The following is a 19,131-nucleotide window of genomic DNA, read 5'->3' as shown; positions in this document are numbered from 1 at the left end:
GTTCTTTCAGATGTTTCGCGCAAGCGAAAACTCTTTTTACCACAAACTAATCCCCCTCAACTTCAGAATTGGGTTTTCAGTCAAACTAGGGATGTTCTGTAGCCAAAATCCGACACGGAGATTGATCGACCGGGTTTAACACCCCCGGACTGTCAGAAGAGTCTACTTGCCTATTTTTATGGAATCCGATGGCGACTACTGGCGTGTACAAACAAGAACGCCCCACTAAAGCTTATAGGAAGCTTTAGCGAGGCGACTGGATGTATATCTACCCTGCCCCACAGGGTTGGCCCATGCGGCTCTGTATGAAGCCGACCTTAGAAAGCTGCTTTCATCTCTTTCTGTACTCGTTGTACGGTGCTGAGCGCACAACCAACAACGGTTGCCGTCTTACGTAGACTCTGACCGCCTTCAAGGGCCATACGGATACGCTCATGCAAGGCTTCATCTGTCTTGCGGCCCCTGTACACCCCTTTAGCCTTCGCAGTGTTGATACCCTCAGCTTGACGGCGGCGACGGTCTTCATAGTCCTTGCGTGCAACCACAGCCAGCATGTCGAGTAGCATACCGTTGATGGCCTTAATCATACCTTTAGTGAAGTCATCAGTAGCATCTGAATTAGTCAACGCCGTATGGCTAGTGTGTAGGTCCAGGCTAACGATGTTGATGCCCTTGTCTTTGATGCGAGCTTTCAAATCATCCCAGTCATCAGCTTGGAGACGGGACAAACGGTCCACTTGCTCGATGAGCAGCACATCACCTTCATGACTGTCATCAATCAGCCTATTGAGTTCTTCACGCTCCAGCTTTGCACCAGACACGTTCTCAACGTAGAACGTGGCGACCTTGTGGCCGTGTGCAATGGCGAACTCAGACAGAGCAGCACGTGCACGGTTTGCATCTTGATCTTGTGTCGATGCCCGAAGGTAGCCACGAATGAACATGATGAATTCGGCCTGTATCGTTTTGGGTGTACCGATTATGGATGAGCCGCTTAGGGTCGTCAAACATAATTTATCGGTACAGCTGGGCGGCTATTTTGAGGTCATCAGAATGTACTGCCTGATGTACACCCAAATCGGTATTGGCACTCAGCGGTGACTGCACACCTACCTGAACGCCCAGGACAGGAGCGATCATCGTCAGCATGGGATTGGAATGATGAAATTCCCGGCGATCAAATATGAGAATGGAGGAAAATCAAAAGGGGTATGACGACATTGGAAAGAAGGGTGTGACGACATTGGTGAATATTGTTTCTCACCGTTCGACGGTGAGGATGATGGTGTTGTGTTTGTGTGTTTTACTCACCCTGTCTTTCGGATGATCTAGGGTAACCCTATTCAGCGTTGACGCTGAGGAAAGATAAATGAGGATAAATCCTCAAGAGCGTCAACCTATCGGTTTCCTTGCCAAACATCATCACTCATACATTTAGTGTCAGCAGGTGAGCCGCAAGGCGAATGCTTTTTAAGAAGAGGACAATAAGTCCGATAAGCTCTTGATCTGTCTTCTGTACTCAGTACAGGAAAGCAATATTCATAGCTTCGCTATGAGTCATGATCTCTTTATTTTGATGGGTTTTGTACCCATCTCCTCTTCCATTTTTCCTAGATCATTCTTTGCAGGGTGTACACCCTGAAGAAAACCTACCCTGTGGAAAATCTCCACAGAAGACAAAAGCACGGTCACCATCTGTCGATAGGTTCCCTATCCCACTTGTAGTAGGAACTCACCGCAACCCAGTATCCATGCGGGCTGCAGAGCATTTTTACCAGCAGAAACTCAACTTTTTGCAGGGTTTTTTGGGTTCATGCGGCAAGCTGCAATGGTAACTCCATCTGGGCTAATCGCATGGCTTTAACACTCTCGCCGTATTCGACATAACGGCCATGCAGATTCAGCTCAAGCTGTTCTGTCGTGTACACCGTGAATTGCATTGTACATGGTGGAAAACCATCAGGTGCCGTCCTATCGCCTGTCCAAGGCTTTGGAACGGGGTTAGGCGTAACAAGGTTATTAACATCACCACCCTGCTTATACAAAGCAGTTGCATACTTGTCCTTAAGCCAGTCGTCACCACGGAATATGAATCGTGGGTTAACAGTGAGAATCACCTCACCTTTCCTCACTGCACATAATGGGGTGCGGGAGGTACGGACACGAACAAAGCCTCTATCCTGTAAAGGTTTAAGCTTCCGCATTAAGTCATCAACATGCACCCCCAGCAGCTTTGCCAAACCGACCTGAGTGATTGCCAACATGTTTCGATACTTGATAGCACGCTCAAGCACCTTCAAAGTTTTCATCACTGGTGCTGTAATCCTGCAATCAATGGTTTTGTTCGAAATCTTCCAAACCCAATCAGCCTGAGCCTGCATGTTGTCGAGCAGTGCCTTGTTACGTGGTGGCAACTTGCGAAGATCAACATGTTTTAGATGCTCTTCGAAGTCATCAATGCTACGACAATCAGCCAGTGACCGCTTGTAGTCATACCGATCAGCATAGATAGACGATGCATCATCAGGACCAAGAATTTCACCAGTTGCGGTGTCAACTACAAAACCATCAATGAAGGATCGGTGCACTCGAACCCACGTGCCGTCGATATGATTTATCCAACCTAGGCCGGACCCTTTACACTTCTTGCAGCGACAGTAGAAATCCAAATTACCATTTGCCATTACTTCAATTCTCCTTGTTCAGTTCATTTGCATAGGCAGTTCCTCAAGGTATTGCCATGTGTGTTTACAGCTTTAGCTGTGATGTGTTTCTCAAACAGTCCCTTAGGACAATCCGTAGACGCAGGAAATCCCCCTACAGCGTGCAGTTCGTTCTTACGAGTGCAGTTCGTGTGGAGATGGGTGCGTTGCACCGGGGCGTACTGGATTGAGGCTGCGTATTCTACACGAAAGTTGACGCAAATGCAAGTAACTCTTATTTAGATAAAATCAATTCTCATCTACTACACATCAAGCCTCTGTAAGCTTTCCTGCTTCGATTTGAGCAACGATAGCCTCTACCCGCCACCCCTTTCATGCCCGGCCAGTTAAATCGCTCAGAATCAATCGGTTGACGCCTTCCTGCCGCATTAGCAATATTATCTCTCAACAAATAAGAGCAAGCGTCCTATCCGTTTTAAAATGACGATGTTTCAGTGCGAACTGGACATGGGTTGAGCATTTGATCGGTAATCACCAATGTTTATCGGATCAAAACCACTTCCCCGTGGATACAAAAAAGCTCCACACCAGCGTTAGCTAATGTGGAGCGCCCTGATAACTTCACTGTTACTGACCCTTAGGTCGCGTTGATGGTTACGCTGGAATCTCAAGCGGCTTGTAGCAAGCTTGGACTTGCTTTTCGATCTCAGCCAACTTCTTTGCTGCTGCTTGTTCTGCGGCCTTAGCCTCCTTTTCCTGCTGACTCTGGATCAGTTGTTGGCGGAGTAGGTCCTGATACCTAGTATGTTCCTTCTCCAACCATTCAATATACTCAGCCTTCACTTCGGCTTTGATTTCCTCAATGTCAACCTGTTGTACCGCCAGCGGTTTAACCATGTAGACACTATGGTCTAAAGGTGCGTGCATCACGCGCTTGATCGGCGTGATCGTATAACCCTGACTCGCTTTGTCAATCACAGCTTGAAGGAACTCATGCTCAAGACTGGCTCTTACTAACTCCATACTTCGCTCAGTACCACGATATGCATTAACCCATCCCTCTACACGTCGGTCGTATTCTGATTGACTCCACTGCGGCGGTGTACCACTGATTTTAATTTTCTCTGTCATTCGTTCATTTCCTTTGTTATTTGTTGTTAATGTGTGCAATTGCTTTGGCGATAAGCTCGACTCTGTAATGTTCTAGGTCAAGCGATGGAGTATCTGCAAGTGCTGGTGCATGTTTAGTTAAGACTGGCTTGTTGCTCACAACGTTTGCATCTTGCTGCTTTACTTGTCGCTGCTTGCGATTAGCGTTAGCTCGCTGAAGTCCTTTGGTAAATGCGTCAATGTTCAACGTGAACCACCAACCAAGTATCCAGACAACAGTTCAATCATGTCTGAGCAACGTTGACCTTCTGCACGGTTACCTGTACAGGCTGCTGCTGCACGAAGTGATTTGTAGTATTTCAGATGCTGGTGAATCTCATTATTCGTCATTCTTAGTTCCTTTTTATGGGTTGCAGGTAAGGTGATTGCTCACCAGTCTGTTAAGGTAAATATCCATGCTCAGATTCGCGGCATACGCCTTCAAGAACAAATCAGTATGGTTAACAACAGACATACGGAAGGGGACCAGCACTGATTGTTCCTTAAGTGCTCGCCACCTTTTTACTCGACATTTGCCTGAGCACACCTTAGCGTGACTTCGTTTGTTGATGAGTGGTGTATGACAGTTTAAGCATGTACGTTCTTCAGACATAGGGTATCCTCCATGCGATTGGATAGTGATTAAATTATTGAAGACAAAAATAAAACCTCTCGCCACAATGAAGTGAACGAGAGGAAAAAGGAGAAATGTGTACCACCATGGTGAGAACCACAGCGGCAGGAACAACCGTAGGTCAGAAAGGAAAGGCCATGAACTACAGTTGTTCAGCAACACCGGTGAGCGGTGTAAGAAAATATTAAGAGGAAGGATTGTACAACCCTGAAAAGCACTGAGCTTTAATCTCTTAACATACGCACACTATATCACGAATGATTCTCATTTGTCAATAGGTTACATGCGTTATCTGCACTTTTAGTCAACTATTTTTCCGACACATACTCCAGATCAGCTTGGATAAACACAGCCTTCAACATCTTCTCAATCACTTCCACAGGAACCCCAGCTCCATAGGTATCAAAGGTGATCGTTCCTGAAGCATGACCCATTACAGCCTGAGCGTGAGTAACAGGAACCCCCTTCGCTTGCATCAACGAAGCCAGAGAGTGCCGCAATGAGTGAAATACTAAGCCGCGTTCATATTCATCCCCTAGAGCAGCAGGGATAGCGTGCTGATTAACCCACTCACCTGACGGCCTGTAACCAATCTGGGCCAGCGATTCGCTCCCACTGCGGCGGATAACATCGACGTACCTTAAGAACGCTGCTAGGTCGAAACCATAGGCACGGTCAGTAAGCGGCACCAGTCGCTCGCTCTGCTTGTTCTTGATTGACTTCCCCTCCCCTGCCTCATTGATGTGAATGGCAACAAGGCCAGATTTCATGGCTACAACGTCACCCGGAGTCAACTGGCATATCTCCTTCAGCCGCCCGCCAGTGATGATGCCTAGGCTGAGCAGCCACCGCTTCCATGATGCCTCTGGAAGGTTGTTCGCATATTCCATCAGCTTGCTCACCTGATGCTGTGAGAAAGCCTTACGGGTCGATTCAACCCCCTTTGTAAGTTTCAGCTTCTTGTCGTATGTCTTGCTCAGGTGCCCATTCTCCATAGCCCATGCGAGCACAGCCGACATCTTCACAATCAACTTGTTTACCGTTGAGGGCATCCGTCCTTGGGCTAGTCGCCCCCTGAACGCTACAAGGTCTTCTCTTGAGTGGTTCCTGAAGTCCAATCCCTCCAGATGCTCACTGATCACCTTGTGACACAAAGTCGTTTCCTTCAGGGTTGAAGGTTTCTGCTCTCCAGCACGATCAGCCATGTACAACTGAGCGAGTGCATCAAAGGTCATCGGTGACTCTGCTGGCGCTGTGCTCATCACCTCTCTGTTCGGTGTTTCCACTGTGCTTGGGGGAACGGTGACGCTCCGGTACATATCCCCCCAATGATGAAAGGGATGACAGTCATCGGCAGACACCACGGTGCGACTCACCAATGTCAGCAGATGCTCCCGTAGATCGTTCCACAAGGCTTCAGGCCGCTCAATGTGGAAGGTTTGGAGTGACGCTATGAGGTGACTAGAGGTCTCCATTGCACGCCTTCGATCAGTGGTCTTCAGAGACACAGACACCATCCTGCTCACGCTACCTGTCATGCGAATGCGCAAGTAGTAGGTACCGTGTCGCCGGTAGTGGTAGGGACTGGCTAGTCGGCAATGTGGCCTCAAGGGCATCGTGCGGGTTGTGACAACACTTGTAACAGGGGGGCTCTGTAGGATGACGCTCATGGTGGTTAACCCCTTGAATCTATTGGATTAACCCTTTCCCTCTTTGTCGTTCTGGATGTATTGCCGGGAGGATTTGCGCAAATTGAAGCGGATTACCCTGTTGTGGGATTACATTCGCGGGGTGACGGAGGCGAATGCGCCGTTGTTGATGGGTGAGACCCGGGAGATGCGGTTTGCTCAGGAATGATGGGGCTGCTTCGCAGCCCATCGCCGGCAAGCCCGCTCCCACAGGTACAGCGTAATCTCGGAGCCAGCACAGTACCTGTGGGAGCGGGCGTGCCCGCGAACACCGGCGCAGCCGGTGCCAGGCGCCGCGTTGCCTGGCCCGTGAGGCGGTGGTCAGTAGGAAGCCACCACGATGGACACGCGCCGATTCTCGGTACGCCCGGCGCTGGTACGGTTATCCGCCACCGGCTGGCTACTGCCCAAGCCGCGGGACTGGATGTTCTGCGCCTGCATGCCCACCTCGATCAGCGCCTTGGCCACGCTCTGCGCCCGGCGCTCGGACAACTGCTGGTTATACGCCGCCTTGCCTGACGCGTCGGCATGCCCGTCCACCCGCACACCCTGGATGCCAACGCCGAGCAGCGCCTTGCCAATGCGCTCGACAATCGCCTGGCTCTGGCTGTTGAGGCTGTCCAGGTCGCTGCCGAACAGCACCTTGCCAGACAAATCGTAGGCCCAGCCTTCATCGGTCGGGGTAAAGCCTTCGCGCTTGAGCACGGCAATCTGTTCGGCGGTGAGGCTTTTGGGCGGAGCGCTCTGGCAGCCGGTCAGCGCCAGCACGGCGAGCAACAAGGCCCAAAGGGGGAAACGCAAACGCTGTATCACGGGGTCAACTCCTGTTCTTGACTTCGCTGGCGGACCGCTCCGTCTGCGCCACTTGCCAATGGCCACGGCGCTTGCGCTTGGCCTGGTACATCGCGGCATCGGCGGCATTCAGAAGGCTGGCGGGGTCGGCGCCGTCATCGGGGTAATAGGCAATGCCGACACTCAACGAGGTGGCGATACTGCGGCCATTGTCCAGCTGCACCGGCAGCTTCATGCTGGCAACGATCTTCTCGGCAACGTGCTCGGCGTCCTGGCGCGAATGCAACGGCGTCAGCAGCACAGCGAACTCGTCGCCACCCAGGCGCGCCACCAGATCGTGCTCGCGCAGTTGGGCACGCACACGGTCGGCCACGCTGATCAGCACTTCGTCGCCCACCGCATGGCCGAGGGTATCGTTGATCTGCTTGAAGTGGTCGCTGTCGAGGAACAGCAGCGCCAGGTGATCCTGCTGCCGTTCGGCATTGCGCACGCTGCGGCTCAGGCGCCCCTCGAAGAAGGCGCGATTGGGCAGGCCGGTCAGGCTGTCGTGGCTGGCCTGGTGGGCCAGGGTCTGGTTTTCGTTCTGCAGGTGGCTGTGCCATACCTCCAGCTCATCCAGCAACGCGTTGAAGTCATTGCCCAGCTCGTTGAGCTCGGCAATCGGCGCTTCCGGCACGCGCCGGTCGAAACTGCGCTCGCGGCGGGCGGCGTGGGCGACACTGGCCAGGCCGCGTAGCGGGCGGACGATATCGCTGAGCAGACGCCGCGACAGGTATTGGGCAGCCAGAGCGCTGAGCACCGTACAGAACAGGATGCCAGCCAGCCCGCTGAACAGGAACAACAACAGGCTACGGCCCTGGCCGACCAGTTCGATGCGCCCGACCTGCTGTTGCTGATGCGTGATCGGCAGGTTGATTGGCTCATCCAGCAAGGCGGTGGCGACCTGGGCTTCCAGCCGCGCGAGCACGCCGGTATCGCTGCGCTGCCAATGCGCCAGTTGCTCGCCTTCGTTGTTGAAGACCCTGGCCTCGGCCACTTCCTCGGTACTGGCGATCAGCGCCAGCGATTCATTGGCCGCAGCGCTGTCGTCAAACACCACCGCCGCTTCCACGGTGTAGCTGATCGAGCGCGCGATCAGGTGCAGGTTGTCATTGGCGTAAACGCGCAGGGCGAGCACGCCCAGCAGGGTCAGGGATATGCCGGCCAGGCCCACAGCGAGCAAAGCGACGCTGAGGTGGCCACGGCCCAGCACCGAGCGCAGGGTCGGTCGCACGCCCCGTTTGCGGTTTGGTTTCATGGTTGCACCGCCCGCCGCCGCGACAACTGCAGCACGCTGGGGTGAATGCGTACGCCGGAGCGGGCCACCGAGTCGAGGTTGACTTCAAAGGCGACCTGCTGGTCGCTGACCCGCAAGCAGAACAGGCTGCCGACCGTGCACGGGTCATCTGCCTCGCTGATGCTCAGCACCGGGTGGCCGCTGACGCGCTCGAACAACCGGTCGCGCTGGCCCTGGTCGAGCTTGCCGATGTAGATAGCGTCGCAGGCCTGGGCGACCTGGCTATCGTCTGCCAGCAGCCGCCGCACTTGCAGCGGCCGGCCGGACTCCTGCACATGGCCTTTGATCAGGTCATCGGCGTATTCGGTCGGGCCGACCAGGCACAGGCGCAAGGGCGAGGGTTCGACGGGCCAGCGGGCATAGCTGAAGATGCCCAGCACCACCTGGGTGACAGCCTTGGCACGTTGCTGCGCCTGGACGGCAGTCATGGCGGAGTCTGCCTGGGCCGGGCCTGAGGAAAGGAACAGGGCGGCCAGCAATAGCGAAAGCGCACAGCTCGTCATTCGCCTTGCGGCCACTTTCATGTGGGAATCTCTTGAGGCCCTTTCCGATATCGGCGCAACGATAGCACATGGCCGCATGCTTGTATGAAAGGCGCTGATCCAATGCGATCCCTGTGGGAGCGGGCGTGCCCGCGAAGCAGGCACCACGGTGGCTGGCACGGGCTGCGCCCGTGTTCGCGGCCACGCCCGCTCCCACAGGGGATCTCCTATTGGCTCACTACAGGGTCAGACCTGCTCCAGCATCAAGCCGGAAATACGCCGTACCTTGCGCGCGACCGCTTCTTCGAAAATACCCTGGCGGGGCTCGACCAGGCTGAAGCAGTGCTTGGCGCGGGTGATGCCGGTGTATACCAGCTCCTTGGTCAGCACCGGGTTGAGCGCATCCGGCAGCACCAGCGCGGTGTGGCTGAACTCCGAGCCCTGGGACTTGTGCACGGTCATGGCGAATACCGTTTCCACTTCGTTCAGGCGGCTGGGCAGGACGAAGCGCACGCCGCCACTGCCGTCGTTACGCGGGAAGGCCACGCGCAGCAAGGGTTCGCCGCGCTCATCCGGCAGGCGCAGGGCGATGCCGATGTCACCGTTCATCAGGCCCAGACCGTAGTCGTTGCGGGTCACCAGCACCGGGCGCCCTTCGTACCAGGGCTGCTGGCTGTCGATCAGCCCGGCATTGTGCAGCACGCGGGCCACCCGCTCGTTGAGGCCTTCGACACCCCAGGCGCCGCGGCGTACCGCACACAGCAACTGGAAGTCCTCGAAGCTGTGCAGCACCTTGCCCGCCCATTGCTCCCACGCGGGGTCGTCAATGGCGGTATCGAGGGCCGGGCGGAAGCGGCCAAGGGTGCGCAGGTAACTGCGGTAACCCTGCGGGCCGTCGCTGCCGCGGTTGAGTCCGTCGAGCAGCAGACGGTCGAAGGCGCGGTCCTGCTCGTGCTTCAGGGCCAGGCTGTGCACATCGGGCGGCGGCGCGGCCAGCAGGTTGCGCGCCGCATGGGAATCCTGGCGGTTGACCAGCCGGGCCAGCTGGCCAATGCCGCTGCCTTCGCCGAAACGCCGCGAGAAGCGCAGCATCACCACCTGCTGGGCCAGCGGGTTGCGCTGCTCATCGCCGGCCTTGAGGCCGCTACCCGCCAGCGACTCGCCACCGGTCTGCTCCAGCCATGCCTCGGTAGCCGGCGAGTAACAGCCCTCCTCGGCATCCCGGCACAGGTCGCCCAGTACCGCGCCGGCCTCGACCGAGGCAAGCTGGTCCTTGTCGCCCAGCAGTACCAGGCGTGCCCGTGACGGCAGGGCATCGAGCAGGTTGGCCATCATTTCCAGGTCGATCATCGACGCTTCGTCGACCACCAGCACGTCCAACGGCAGCGGGTTACCGGCATGGTGGCGGAAGTGCCGCGAACCGGGGCGGCTGCCGAGCAAGCGGTGTACCGTGCTGACCTCGGTGGGGATCTGACCGCGCACCTCGGGGCTGACCTGCAGGCGCTCGACCTGCTGGCCGATGGATTCGGTCAGGCGCGCGGCCGCCTTGCCGGTCGGCGCGGCCAGGCGAATGCGCAGTGGCCTGCCCTGCTCCACCGCCGGCGCCTGCAGCAAGGCCAGCAGGCGGACCACGGTAGTCGTCTTACCGGTGCCGGGGCCGCCGGTGATGATGCTGAAACCGGCGCGGGTGGCCAGTGCACAGGCGAGCTTCTGCCAGTCCACCTGGCCAGCCGGCGCACCACCGTCGAACAGCTGCGCCAGACGGCCAGGCAGGTCGCCCGGAGGTGCTTCGACCTGGGACAGGCGCTGGCGCAGGGTATGGTCGATGCGCCGCTCGTAACTCCAGTAACGGCGCAGGTACAGGCGCTCGCCGCTGAGCACCAGAGGCCGCGCTTGCTGGCCCGGGGTATCACCGGCCGCCACCAGCGGGCTGGCGGCAATGCGCTGGCGCCAGGCGTGCAGGTCGAGGTTGGCCAGCAACTGCGAGGGCAGCAGCAAGGGGCCGGTCAAGGCATCGCCTTCAGGTGGCAACGACAGGGCGAAATCGGGCTCGGCCAGGGTTTGCTGCAGGTCGAGGCAGACATGGCCGTGGCCCAGCTGGTGGCTGGCCAGGGCGGCGGCCAGCAACAGCAGGGGGTCGCTACCGGGGGCTCGCTCTTCCAGGAACGATACGAACGCACGGTCCAGGGCACGCAGCCAGCCTCGCTCTACCCAGCGGTCGAGCAGTTGCAGCAGGTCGCCGCTGTCATGCTGCGGCGCCAGTGCGAGCAGGTGCTCGGCGTGCAGCGGGGTGGGCAACAGGTCGACGAGGCTTCGGCTCATATCACGGCTCCAGCAAACAGGTCCTGCTGTACGGGCGGGTGCTCGCCACGGAACAGCGCATCGAGGCTTTCGATCAGCTCACGCGGTGGCTTGGCGTGGTAAACGCCGTGGCCGCTGCTGCTGGCGCCTCGCAGGAAGATGAACAGAGCGCCGCCGACATGGCGGTCGTAGTCGTAGTCAGGCAGGCGGGCGCGCAACTGGCGATGCAGGGCCAGCAGGTACAGCACGTACTGCAGGTCGTAGCGATGTTCGAGGATGGCCTTTTCCATGGCCAGGGCATCGTAGGCCTGGATATCCGGCCCCAGCCAGTTGGACTTGTAGTCGGTCACGTAGTAACGCCCGTCCAGCTCGAAGGCCAGATCGATGAAACCCTTGAACATGCCATTGAGCAAGGTCGGCTGCGCCGCCGGCCGCGCCAGGCCGCGGTGGGTATGACGTACCACCAGGCGGTCGAGCTGTTCGGCATCGACCTGATGGCTGGCGAACCAGAACTCCATTTCGATCTGGTAGTGGCGCAACTGCCCGAGCGTCACGCCGAGGTCGCTGCCCGGCAACGGCAGCGCTTCGCCCAGCAGGCGCTGCAGCCAGTGGGTCAGGGTGGGGATCCAGCCGGTCCAGTCGCGACGGTTGCAGCGCTGGCCAACGGTTCGCTCGATCAGCTGTGCATTGCTGCTGACCTGGCTGAAGCCCTCGCGGCCAACCCATTCCAGCAAGCCATGCAGGAAGGTGCCGGGGTTTGGCCCGCGCGGGAAGCGGTGGATATCGCCACTGTCAGCCGGGACCTCGCGCAGCACCTGAGTATCGACCACTTCATCATCCAGTAACTGTTGGGCCTGGGAGCTGTCGGCACCGAGGGTCTGGTCGCCGACGCGCAGGGCACTGTACGAGGCAATCCACCAATGCTCGGCGCCCGCTGCGCGGCGCGGCTTGCGGGCAGGCAGCAGCTCACGCTCGGCGTGCGGCATGCGATACACCTGCTCATCTGCCGACGGCAGGCCCGGGCAGGTGATGTGCGGGCACGTTGCAGCCAAGGCCTGCAACCAGTCCGTCAGTTGTTGCGAGCTCGGCAGGGCGAGTCCGCCTCCCAGCAGGTAGCCGAACGCAGAGCGGTGCAATTGCGAGCTCTTCTGGTTGCCCCGCTTGAGGTCGGCGACACCCAGCCAGCAAGCATGCTGGGCACGGGTCAGGGCCACGTAGAGCAGGCGCAGGTCTTCGGCCAGGCGCTCATCGTCGGCGCGCTCGATCTGTTCCTGGTCTGGGGTGAGGGTGAGATGGCTGTTGCCCTGGCTATCATGCCAGGCCAGCGGCAGGCGACTGCCGTCCACCGGTTTGCTGGTGCAGATGAACGGCAGGTAGACCAAGGGGTATTCCAGGCCCTTGGACTTGTGGATGGTCACCACCTTTACCAGTTGCTCATCACTCTCCAGGCGCAGGATTTGCTCTTCACCAGCCTGGCCGGAACTGGCCAGATGTTCGGCCAGGTGGCGGATCAGCGCCTGTTCGCCGTCCAGTTCGCCGGCGGCCTGCTGCAGCAGCTCGGCCAGGTGCAGCAGGTTGGTCAGCACCCGCTCGCCATCGCTGCGGCGGATCAGGGTACGCGGTAACTGGAAGTCATGCAGCAGGTGCCGAAGCATCGGCAGCACGCCCTGGCGCTGCCAGGTGTCGCGGTAACGGCGAAAGCGCATGACCCAGTCTTCCCAGACCCGCTCGTCCTGGTTCAGGCGGTCCAGCGCAGCCAGCGACAGATCGAGGGTGAGGCTGGCCAGGGCGGCCTTGAGCAGGCGCTCCGAATCGGGCTCGGCGCAGGCCTTGAGCCAGGCCAACAGGTCGTGGGCCTCCTGGGCGGCGAATACCGAGTCCTTGTCGGACAGATACACACTCCGCACCTCGCGCACGGCCAGTTCGGCGCGGATCATTTGCGCTTCATGGCCATCGCGCACCAGGATGGCGATGTCCGATGGCAGGCACGGCCGCAGTTCGCCCTCGGCATTCTGAAAACCAGCCGTGCCCTGCTGGCCACCATTGAGCAAGGCGACGATATGGCTGGCGCAACTGGCTGCCAGCTGCTGGCGGTATACGCTACCGGAGACCGGCTCTTCGCTTTGCAGTTGCCAGCACTGCAGGGCTGCGCAAGCTTCACCATCGATCAACAGCTGCTCGCCACGGCCTTTGGCGCGTACCTCGATGAACGGCAGCGGGTTGTCATCGGCCTCACGGAACAGGAATGCGCCACGCCCTGCCTGACGCGCCTCGGCCTGCAGGAACACCTGGTTGACCGCCGCGACCATGGCCTTGCTGGAGCGGTAGTTGGTGTCAAGGCTGTGCAGGCGACCACTAGTGGCACGGCGGGCGGCGAGGTAGGTGTAGATGTCGGCACCACGGAAGGCATAGATCGCCTGCTTGGGGTCGCCGATCATGAACAGGCCGGTTTCGGCGCGGTTTTCGCTGATCTGGTAGATGCGCTCGAAGATGCCGTACTGCACCGGGTCGGTGTCCTGGAACTCGTCGATCAACGCCACCGGAAACTGCTCGCGGATAAGGCTGGCCAGGCGCTCTCCGGCCTCGCTGGCCAAGGCGTGCTGCAGGCGCAGGAGCATGTCGTCGAAACCCATTTCCGCGCGCCGACGCTTCTCCACTTCGAAGCGCGCCGATACCCAGTTGGCGGCATGCTCGAGCAACGAGGCATCCGGGCTGTCCAGAGCCTGCAACTGTTGCTGCAAGCTCTGCATGGCGTCGAGGGCCGGGTGCTCGGGTGGTGCGCCCTTCCAGGCTTCGGCCATACCCGCCGGAGTCAGGCGGGTGAAGCCGGTGCCCAGGTCGAGTTCCGCCAGTTGGTCGTCCGCGGCCCAGGCGCAGAGCTTGTCGAACCAGGGTTCGAAGTAACGAGCCTGCATCTTGCGGCCATCGACCTGTTTGGCGGCCAGCGCATCCCGGCAGATCTGCCGCAGTTCCTCGGCCCACTGCGCCCAAGGCGCCTTGAGCCGGGCCAACTGCTCGCCACGCTGCTGCAGCGATGCCTTGATCAGTGCCGCAGGCTCTCGCCCGTCCTGCTGCGCGCGCACGCGACCGAACAGCGGGCGTATCCGCGGCAGCAAGGCATCGGGGCTGCCCCAGTGGGCGCGCACCCAGGCCAGCGCATCACCTTGCATGCCATAGCAGAAGCGCCGCCAGTAATCGCGCATGACCTGGCCCAGCAACTCGCTGTGGTCGGTTTCCAGGGTCTGGGTAAACAGGCTGCCGCTGTCGAAAGCATGTTCGCGCAGCATGCGCTGGCACCAGCCGTGAATGGTCGACACCGCAGCCTCGTCCATCCACTGCACGGCGATTTCGAGGCGCCCGGCACAGCGTGGCCAGGCTTCTTCCGGGTAGTCGCCACGCAGCTGGTGCAGCAGCGGGTCCGCCGCCTCCAGCTCGCCAAGGAAGAACCGCGCAGCTTCGGCCAGGCGGGCACGGATACGTTCGCGCAGCTCTTTGGTGGCGGCATCGGTGAAGGTCACCACGAGGATCTGCGGTGGCAGCAGCTCGCGATCGAAACCCTGCTCGCCGCCGTGACCGAGGATCAGGCGCAGGTAAAGCGCCGAAATGGTGAAGGTCTTGCCCGTGCCGGCGCTGGCCTCGATCAGCTGGCTGCCATGCAGGGGGAAACTCAGTGCCAGGGGACGGTCCTGGGTCATGCGCCTTTCTCCGGGTTGCCCAGGGTCTGCCACGGGGCGTTGAACAATGGGCGGTACAAGGCTTCGCACCAACCTTCGAAGGTTTCATCAGCGGTGAGAGCGGCGAAATCGCGATACTGTCGGGCCAGGGCGATGCTTTCACTGCGCTCGCCGAAGCTGGTGCGCTCGTCACCTTCGTACGCGCGGGCTGCAGCAGCCAGGGCTTTGTCGCTATCGTCCTGGGCCAGCCAGGCAAATGCGGTCTTGGCCGCGACAGGCAATGGCGCATTCATTGCCGCCTGGCGGGCTACCAGCAGGTCCCCCAGCAACTGCGCCGCCTGCGCTTGCGGCAATGGCGCGAGCAGCAGGGTCAGGTCGCTGGCCACCAGTGCGCTGTTGTAGGGGTAGCCCGCCGCGCAGGCCGCCAGGTGCGTGACCCAGGGCGCAATCAGGCGGTGCCACTTGAGGGCGTTACGCCCGGCACTGATGGTGTTGGGGACGGTGGTTATGCTGAGCAGGCTTTGGTCATCTGCCTGGAACACCCGCCCAAGCCAGCCTTCGAGGCAGTGCGAGCCGTGCTCGAAATGCACAGGCAATGCCCCCTCGACCAGCTGTGGCCAGCGTTGCAATAACTGGCGATGGCGTTGCAGCAGGTCTGGCAGGGGTTCGATCAGCTCGCGCTGCAGCAGCTCGCCGAAGCCGGCCAGGGGCAGCACGCCGCAGGCCTGCAAGCGCCGGGCCTGGGCCTGCAGGGCCTGTTCGGCATTGTCCGGCTCGGCCAGCGCTGCACCCAGCAGGCTTTCACTGGCGCCGTACCGTTGCAGGGTATCGAGGACGAAGGGTTCCTCGTCCGGCGTCGGTGCTGCCAGCGCTTCGAAGTACACCTTCAGGCGCTGACTGAAGAAGTGCCGCACAGGGTGACGCAGGAAATCACTCAACTGAGCCAGGCTCAAAGCCTCATCGGCATGATAAGGCGGCAGGCCGGGGTCACCCTGCTCCTCTTCGTGGTCTTGCTGGTGCAGTACCTGCCATTCGTGAGCAAAGCTGAACAGCGGGCTGTCTTTCTGAAAGTAACGTGGGCTGAAAGGTTGCAGCGGGTGCTCCTGGGTCAGCGCGTGCAGCAGTTGCTCGCCCGGCTCTGCTGGCTGCCCCGGCTCCGCAGCTGCCAGCTGCCAGCCGGCGGCAAGGTGGTCGCGCAACTGGCCGATCAGGACCGAGGCCGGGCGTTCGCTGTTGTCCCGGATGCTGCGCCCGACCCAGCTGACATACAACTGGTCGCGGGCCGACAACAGCGCCTCGAGCAGCAGGTAGCGGTCATCCTCACGGCGCGAGCGGTCACCGGGGCGGTAGTCGCTGGCCATCAGGTCGAAGTCCAGCGGCTGCTGAGCACGGGGATAATCGCCGTCGTTCATGCCCAGAAGGCAGACCACCCGGAACGGGATGGCGCGCATCGGCATGAGGGTACAGAAGTTGACCGAGCCGGCGAGGAAGCGCTGGGACAACTTGCCTTGGTCGAGGCCCGAGAGCCAGGCCTCGCGCACTACGGTCAGCGGCAATGGGTCTTGCAGACCGACGGCTTCGCACACTTCAAGCCAGCTGTCACGCAGATCCTGCAGCTGCATCAGCAGAAACTCGTCGCGCTCGCCTTCGGCCAGGAAAAACACTTGCAGCAAGGCATGCAGCCGCTCGCCCCACTGGCTGACAGTAGCAGGCTCGGACAAGGCCTGGCTGGCCACTTCGAGGGCGTCGAGCAATGCGACCAGCGGGCCGATCAGTGCCGCATCCAGGCCACCGATTTCATCGTAGGGTTCGATGCCGTCACAGGCCTCGCCCACGCCTACGGCATAACCCAGCAGCATGCGCCGCAGGCCGAACCGCCAGCTGTTCTGTTCCAGCCCTGCGGGCAGGCCCAGGCTGGCCCGCTGCTCGGCATTGAGGCCCCAGCGGATGCCGGCTCCCTCGATCCAGCGGTGCAAGGTAGGCAGGTCGTTTTCGCGAATGCCGAAACGGGCGCGGACTGCCGGCACGTCCAGCAGGTCGAGCACTTCGCTGACCGCGAAGCGGCTGTCCGGCAGTTTGAGCAGGTGCTCGAGAGCAATCAGCAAGGGTTCGCGGCCACGCTGGCCCTGGTCGGCCAGGGTGAACGGGATGTAGCGCGGATCGTTGCGCTGCAACTGGCCGAATACGGCGCGGATATGCGGCGCGTAGGTATCGATGGCCGGCAGCATGACGATCACATCACGTGGGCGCAGGGTTGGGTCGGCGCTGAACCGGGCCAGCAGCTGGTCGTGAAGAATCTCCACTTCACGTTGCGGGCTGTGGGCGATGTGGAAGCGGATCGAGCGGTCCTTCGCCGGCTCGACTGGATGCCAACGCTCGCGGGTTTCGGCGAGCGGACGCAGCTCGAGGATGTCGTCCTGCAACTGGCTGAGCAGTGTGGTGGGCGAGCCGTCACTGAACAGGTCAATGCGGCCGTCGCTGAACACGCCCTGGTAACTGCCCGGGTCATCGTAGCTGTCGAGGAGGTTGATGTAGTCGCGGCCTTGTTTACCCCAGGCAGCCAGCAAGGGGTGGGCATGCTGGTGCAGCGACTGGTCGTCCAGCTGCAAGGGCATGCCCTGCTTGCGTTGCTGGCGCTTGTACTGGTGGCGCAAGAGGTCCTTGTCGGCAACGATATCGGCCCAGTGGTGGCGGCAGGGGTTGTGCACACATAGCAGCACCTGGCTGAAGCGTGCCAGGCCCGCCAGTGCCTCAAGGGCCTGGGCTGGCAGCGAGGATATGCCAAATATGATCACCCGGGCCGGCAGACCGGCAGGTGCCTGTTCCAGGCTGTTGATCCGTTCGATGAAACGCTGATGTACCCCGGCGCGGCTTTGCTCCATGCCTTGCTCGCCAACATCATCCAGCAATGCACGCCACAACTCAGCCTGCCAGCGGTTGCCCGGGGGCAGCGCCTTGCGCTCGCCGCGGGCGGTATTGAGGATATGCTCGCCAGCGGCCCAATCCTTGAGCCAGTCGGCGCGGTAGACCTGATACTGGTCGAACAGGTCGGCCAGGCGCTCGGCGAGCTGGTAGCGCTTGCGCAGGTCGCTGTCGTCGGTGAGGAAGCGCCGCAGCGGCTCGAAATGAGGGCGTTCGATCAGGGCCGGAAGCAGGCGCATCAGGCGCCAGGTCAGCGGTGCCTTGTCGAGCAGGGAGACTTCGGGAATTTCGTCGCGGCCCAGCACGCTGCGGTACAGCTGCCACATGAAGCTGCCTGGTAGTTGCACGTCGATGGCCGCGGCGATGCCGCAGCCACCCTGGTCATCGTCCCGAGGGTCTTCGGCAAGGGCCAGCTTGAGCCATTGAGCGATGCCATTGCTTTGCACCAGGGCGATTTCGTTTTCCAGGGGCGCCAGGGGATAGCGACGCATCCAGCTCACCACCAGGCTGCGCAGGTCGTCGAGGCGGTTGCCGTGGACGATCATGAAGCCGGGGTGGAGGTGAGTGGTGTTGGGCATCGGGAGGTCTCTGGCTGGCGCTGGTGGCTGGGGGGAAACGATATCATGCGAATGCCCGAAAGAGCCGAATGCCATCAGGCTCCTCACGTGTTCATACGGTCCCTGTGGGAGCGGCCGTGGCCGCGAACACCGGCGCAGCCGGTGCCATGCACCGCGTCGCCTGCTTCGCGGGCATGCCCGCTCCCACACAGGGGATTGCGTAGGGCTGGAGATTTTTGCGCCAGAAAGACAAAACCCCTACCTGCATGCGCAGATAGGGGTTTTGCGAAATGAATCTTGACGATGACCTACTCTCACATGGGGAAACCCCACACTACCATCGGCGATGCATCGTTTCACTGCTGAGTTCGGGATGGGATCAGGTGGTTCCAATGCTCTATGGTCGTCAAGAAATTCTGTTGCCAGAATGTCCAGATGGACAGCCCAGCGAATTCGGATATGCGATATTTGTGATGTTGCGAACTTTCGGTTCTTTCGTCTTCACCACCGCAATTCGCGTCAGCAAATTGCTTGGGTGTTATATGGTCAAGCCTCACGGGCAATTAGTATTGGTTAGCTCAACGCCTCACAGCGCTTACACACCCAACCTATCAACGTCGTAGTCTTCGACGGCCCTTTAGGGGATTCAAGATCCCAGTGAGATCTCATCTTGAGGCAAGTTTCCCGCTTAGATGCTTTCAGCGGTTATCTCTTCCGAACATAGCTACCCGGCAATGCCACTGGCGTGACAACCGGAACACCAGAGGTTCGTCCACTCCGGTCCTCTCGTACTAGGAGCAGCCCCTCTCAAATCTCAAACGTCCACGGCAGATAGGGACCGAACTGTCTCACGACGTTCTAAACCCAGCTCGCGTACCACTTTAAATGGCGAACAGCCATACCCTTGGGACCGGCTTCAGCCCCAGGATGTGA

Annotated in this window: 11 protein-coding genes, 2 rRNA genes and 1 pseudogene; 2 read left to right on the top strand and 12 right to left on the bottom strand. The window is 59.8% G+C overall.

The window, feature by feature from the left end:
• Positions 1 to 317: 317 nt before the first annotated feature.
• A complete protein-coding gene (locus JV551A3_RS21620) occupies positions 318 to 944 on the bottom strand; it encodes a recombinase family protein (protein WP_133975475.1) in 627 nt (208 codons plus the stop codon).
• Here JV551A3_RS21620 and JV551A3_RS30765 point away from each other — a divergent pair.
• Positions 937 to 1,101: a hypothetical protein gene (locus JV551A3_RS30765; RefSeq protein ID WP_166674306.1), complete on the top strand. Its 165-nt coding sequence runs from the start codon at positions 937 to 939 to the stop codon at positions 1,099 to 1,101. The genes JV551A3_RS21620 and JV551A3_RS30765 overlap by 8 nt on opposite strands.
• Positions 1,102 to 1,811: 710 nt before the next feature.
• On the opposite strand, the gene JV551A3_RS21615 is transcribed toward JV551A3_RS30765, so the two are convergent.
• The 3 genes from JV551A3_RS21615 to JV551A3_RS21605 all read right to left on the bottom strand — a co-directional run bounded on the left by JV551A3_RS21615 (position 1,812) and on the right by JV551A3_RS21605 (position 5,681).
• The gene (locus tag JV551A3_RS21615; RefSeq protein ID WP_133975477.1) at positions 1,812 to 2,684 is read right to left on the bottom strand and encodes a cyclic nucleotide-binding domain-containing protein; all 873 of its coding nucleotides are present in this window, start codon (positions 2,682 to 2,684) and stop codon (positions 1,812 to 1,814) included.
• A 633-nt stretch (positions 2,685 to 3,317) separates the two neighbouring features.
• Positions 3,318 to 3,794, bottom strand: a complete 477-nt coding sequence (locus JV551A3_RS21610; RefSeq protein WP_133975479.1) for a hypothetical protein — start codon at positions 3,792 to 3,794, stop codon at positions 3,318 to 3,320.
• Between the two features lie 960 nt (positions 3,795 to 4,754).
• On the bottom strand, positions 4,755 to 5,681 hold the full coding sequence (locus JV551A3_RS21605) for a tyrosine-type recombinase/integrase (protein ID WP_235874629.1): 927 nt from the start codon (positions 5,679 to 5,681) through the stop codon (positions 4,755 to 4,757).
• Between the two features lie 484 nt (positions 5,682 to 6,165).
• Here JV551A3_RS21605 and JV551A3_RS21600 point away from each other — a divergent pair.
• Positions 6,166 to 6,303, top strand: a pseudogene (locus JV551A3_RS21600) (LysR family transcriptional regulator); the annotation flags it as partial.
• Positions 6,304 to 6,455: 152 nt separating this feature from the next.
• Here the strand turns inward: JV551A3_RS21600 and JV551A3_RS21595 are convergent.
• The 8 genes from JV551A3_RS21595 to JV551A3_RS21550 form a co-directional block, all read right to left on the bottom strand.
• On the bottom strand, positions 6,456 to 6,947 hold the full coding sequence (locus tag JV551A3_RS21595; protein WP_133975481.1) for an OmpA family protein: 492 nt from the start codon (positions 6,945 to 6,947) through the stop codon (positions 6,456 to 6,458).
• Positions 6,948 to 6,951: 4 nt separating this feature from the next.
• On the bottom strand, positions 6,952 to 8,223 hold the full coding sequence (locus tag JV551A3_RS21590; protein ID WP_133975483.1) for a diguanylate cyclase domain-containing protein: 1,272 nt from the start codon (positions 8,221 to 8,223) through the stop codon (positions 6,952 to 6,954).
• Positions 8,220 to 8,786 (bottom strand): YfiR family protein, encoded by a 567-nt coding sequence (locus JV551A3_RS21585; RefSeq protein ID WP_133975485.1) that lies wholly within the window; start codon positions 8,784 to 8,786, stop codon positions 8,220 to 8,222. The genes JV551A3_RS21590 and JV551A3_RS21585 overlap by 4 nt, the downstream gene beginning before the upstream one ends.
• 204 nt (positions 8,787 to 8,990) lie before the next feature.
• Complete coding sequence (gene recD / locus JV551A3_RS21575) at positions 8,991 to 11,066, bottom strand: exodeoxyribonuclease V subunit alpha (protein ID WP_133975487.1); 2,076 nt, start codon at positions 11,064 to 11,066, stop codon at positions 8,991 to 8,993.
• Positions 11,063 to 14,740 carry an exodeoxyribonuclease V subunit beta gene (gene recB / locus JV551A3_RS21570; protein WP_133975489.1) on the bottom strand — a complete coding sequence of 1,226 codons (3,678 nt, stop codon included), beginning with the start codon at positions 14,738 to 14,740 and terminating at the stop codon, positions 11,063 to 11,065. The genes recD and recB overlap by 4 nt, the downstream gene beginning before the upstream one ends.
• Positions 14,737 to 18,219: an exodeoxyribonuclease V subunit gamma gene (gene recC, locus JV551A3_RS21565; protein WP_133979109.1), complete on the bottom strand. Its 3,483-nt coding sequence runs from the start codon at positions 18,217 to 18,219 to the stop codon at positions 14,737 to 14,739. Before recC ends, recB begins: the two co-directional genes overlap by 4 nt.
• A 274-nt stretch (positions 18,220 to 18,493) precedes the next feature.
• Positions 18,494 to 18,609: ribosomal RNA gene (gene rrf, locus JV551A3_RS21555) — 5S ribosomal RNA — on the bottom strand.
• A 131-nt stretch (positions 18,610 to 18,740) separates the two neighbouring features.
• A 23S ribosomal RNA gene (locus tag JV551A3_RS21550) occupies positions 18,741 to 19,131 on the bottom strand; the annotation flags it as partial.

Origin of the sequence: Pseudomonas inefficax (assembly GCF_900277125.1) — a bacterium.
GTDB lineage: Bacteria > Pseudomonadota > Gammaproteobacteria > Pseudomonadales > Pseudomonadaceae > Aquipseudomonas > Aquipseudomonas inefficax.
The sequence above is the reverse complement of the archived record's forward strand: the minus strand, read 5'-3'. Positions and strand labels throughout refer to the sequence as shown.

Excerpts from the sequence above, each read along its gene's own strand:
- JV551A3_RS21605 (WP_235874629.1), bottom strand. The coding sequence starts at position 5,681 with ATGACCTTTGATGCACTCGCTCAGTTGTACATGGCTGATCGTGCTGGA.
- JV551A3_RS21610 (WP_133975479.1), bottom strand. The coding sequence starts at position 3,794 with ATGACAGAGAAAATTAAAATCAGTGGTACACCGCCGCAGTGGAGTCAA.
- JV551A3_RS30765 (WP_166674306.1), top strand. The coding sequence starts at position 937 with ATGAACATGATGAATTCGGCCTGTATCGTTTTGGGTGTACCGATTATG.
- recB (WP_133975489.1), bottom strand. The coding sequence starts at position 14,740 with ATGACCCAGGACCGTCCCCTGGCACTGAGTTTCCCCCTGCATGGCAGC.
- JV551A3_RS21590 (WP_133975483.1), bottom strand. The coding sequence starts at position 8,223 with ATGAAACCAAACCGCAAACGGGGCGTGCGACCGACCCTGCGCTCGGTG.
- JV551A3_RS21615 (WP_133975477.1), bottom strand. The coding sequence starts at position 2,684 with ATGGCAAATGGTAATTTGGATTTCTACTGTCGCTGCAAGAAGTGTAAA.
- recD (WP_133975487.1), bottom strand. The coding sequence starts at position 11,066 with ATGAGCCGAAGCCTCGTCGACCTGTTGCCCACCCCGCTGCACGCCGAG.
- recC (WP_133979109.1), bottom strand. The coding sequence starts at position 18,219 with ATGCCCAACACCACTCACCTCCACCCCGGCTTCATGATCGTCCACGGC.
- JV551A3_RS21585 (WP_133975485.1), bottom strand. The coding sequence starts at position 8,786 with ATGAAAGTGGCCGCAAGGCGAATGACGAGCTGTGCGCTTTCGCTATTG.
- JV551A3_RS21620 (WP_133975475.1), bottom strand. The coding sequence starts at position 944 with ATGTTCATTCGTGGCTACCTTCGGGCATCGACACAAGATCAAGATGCA.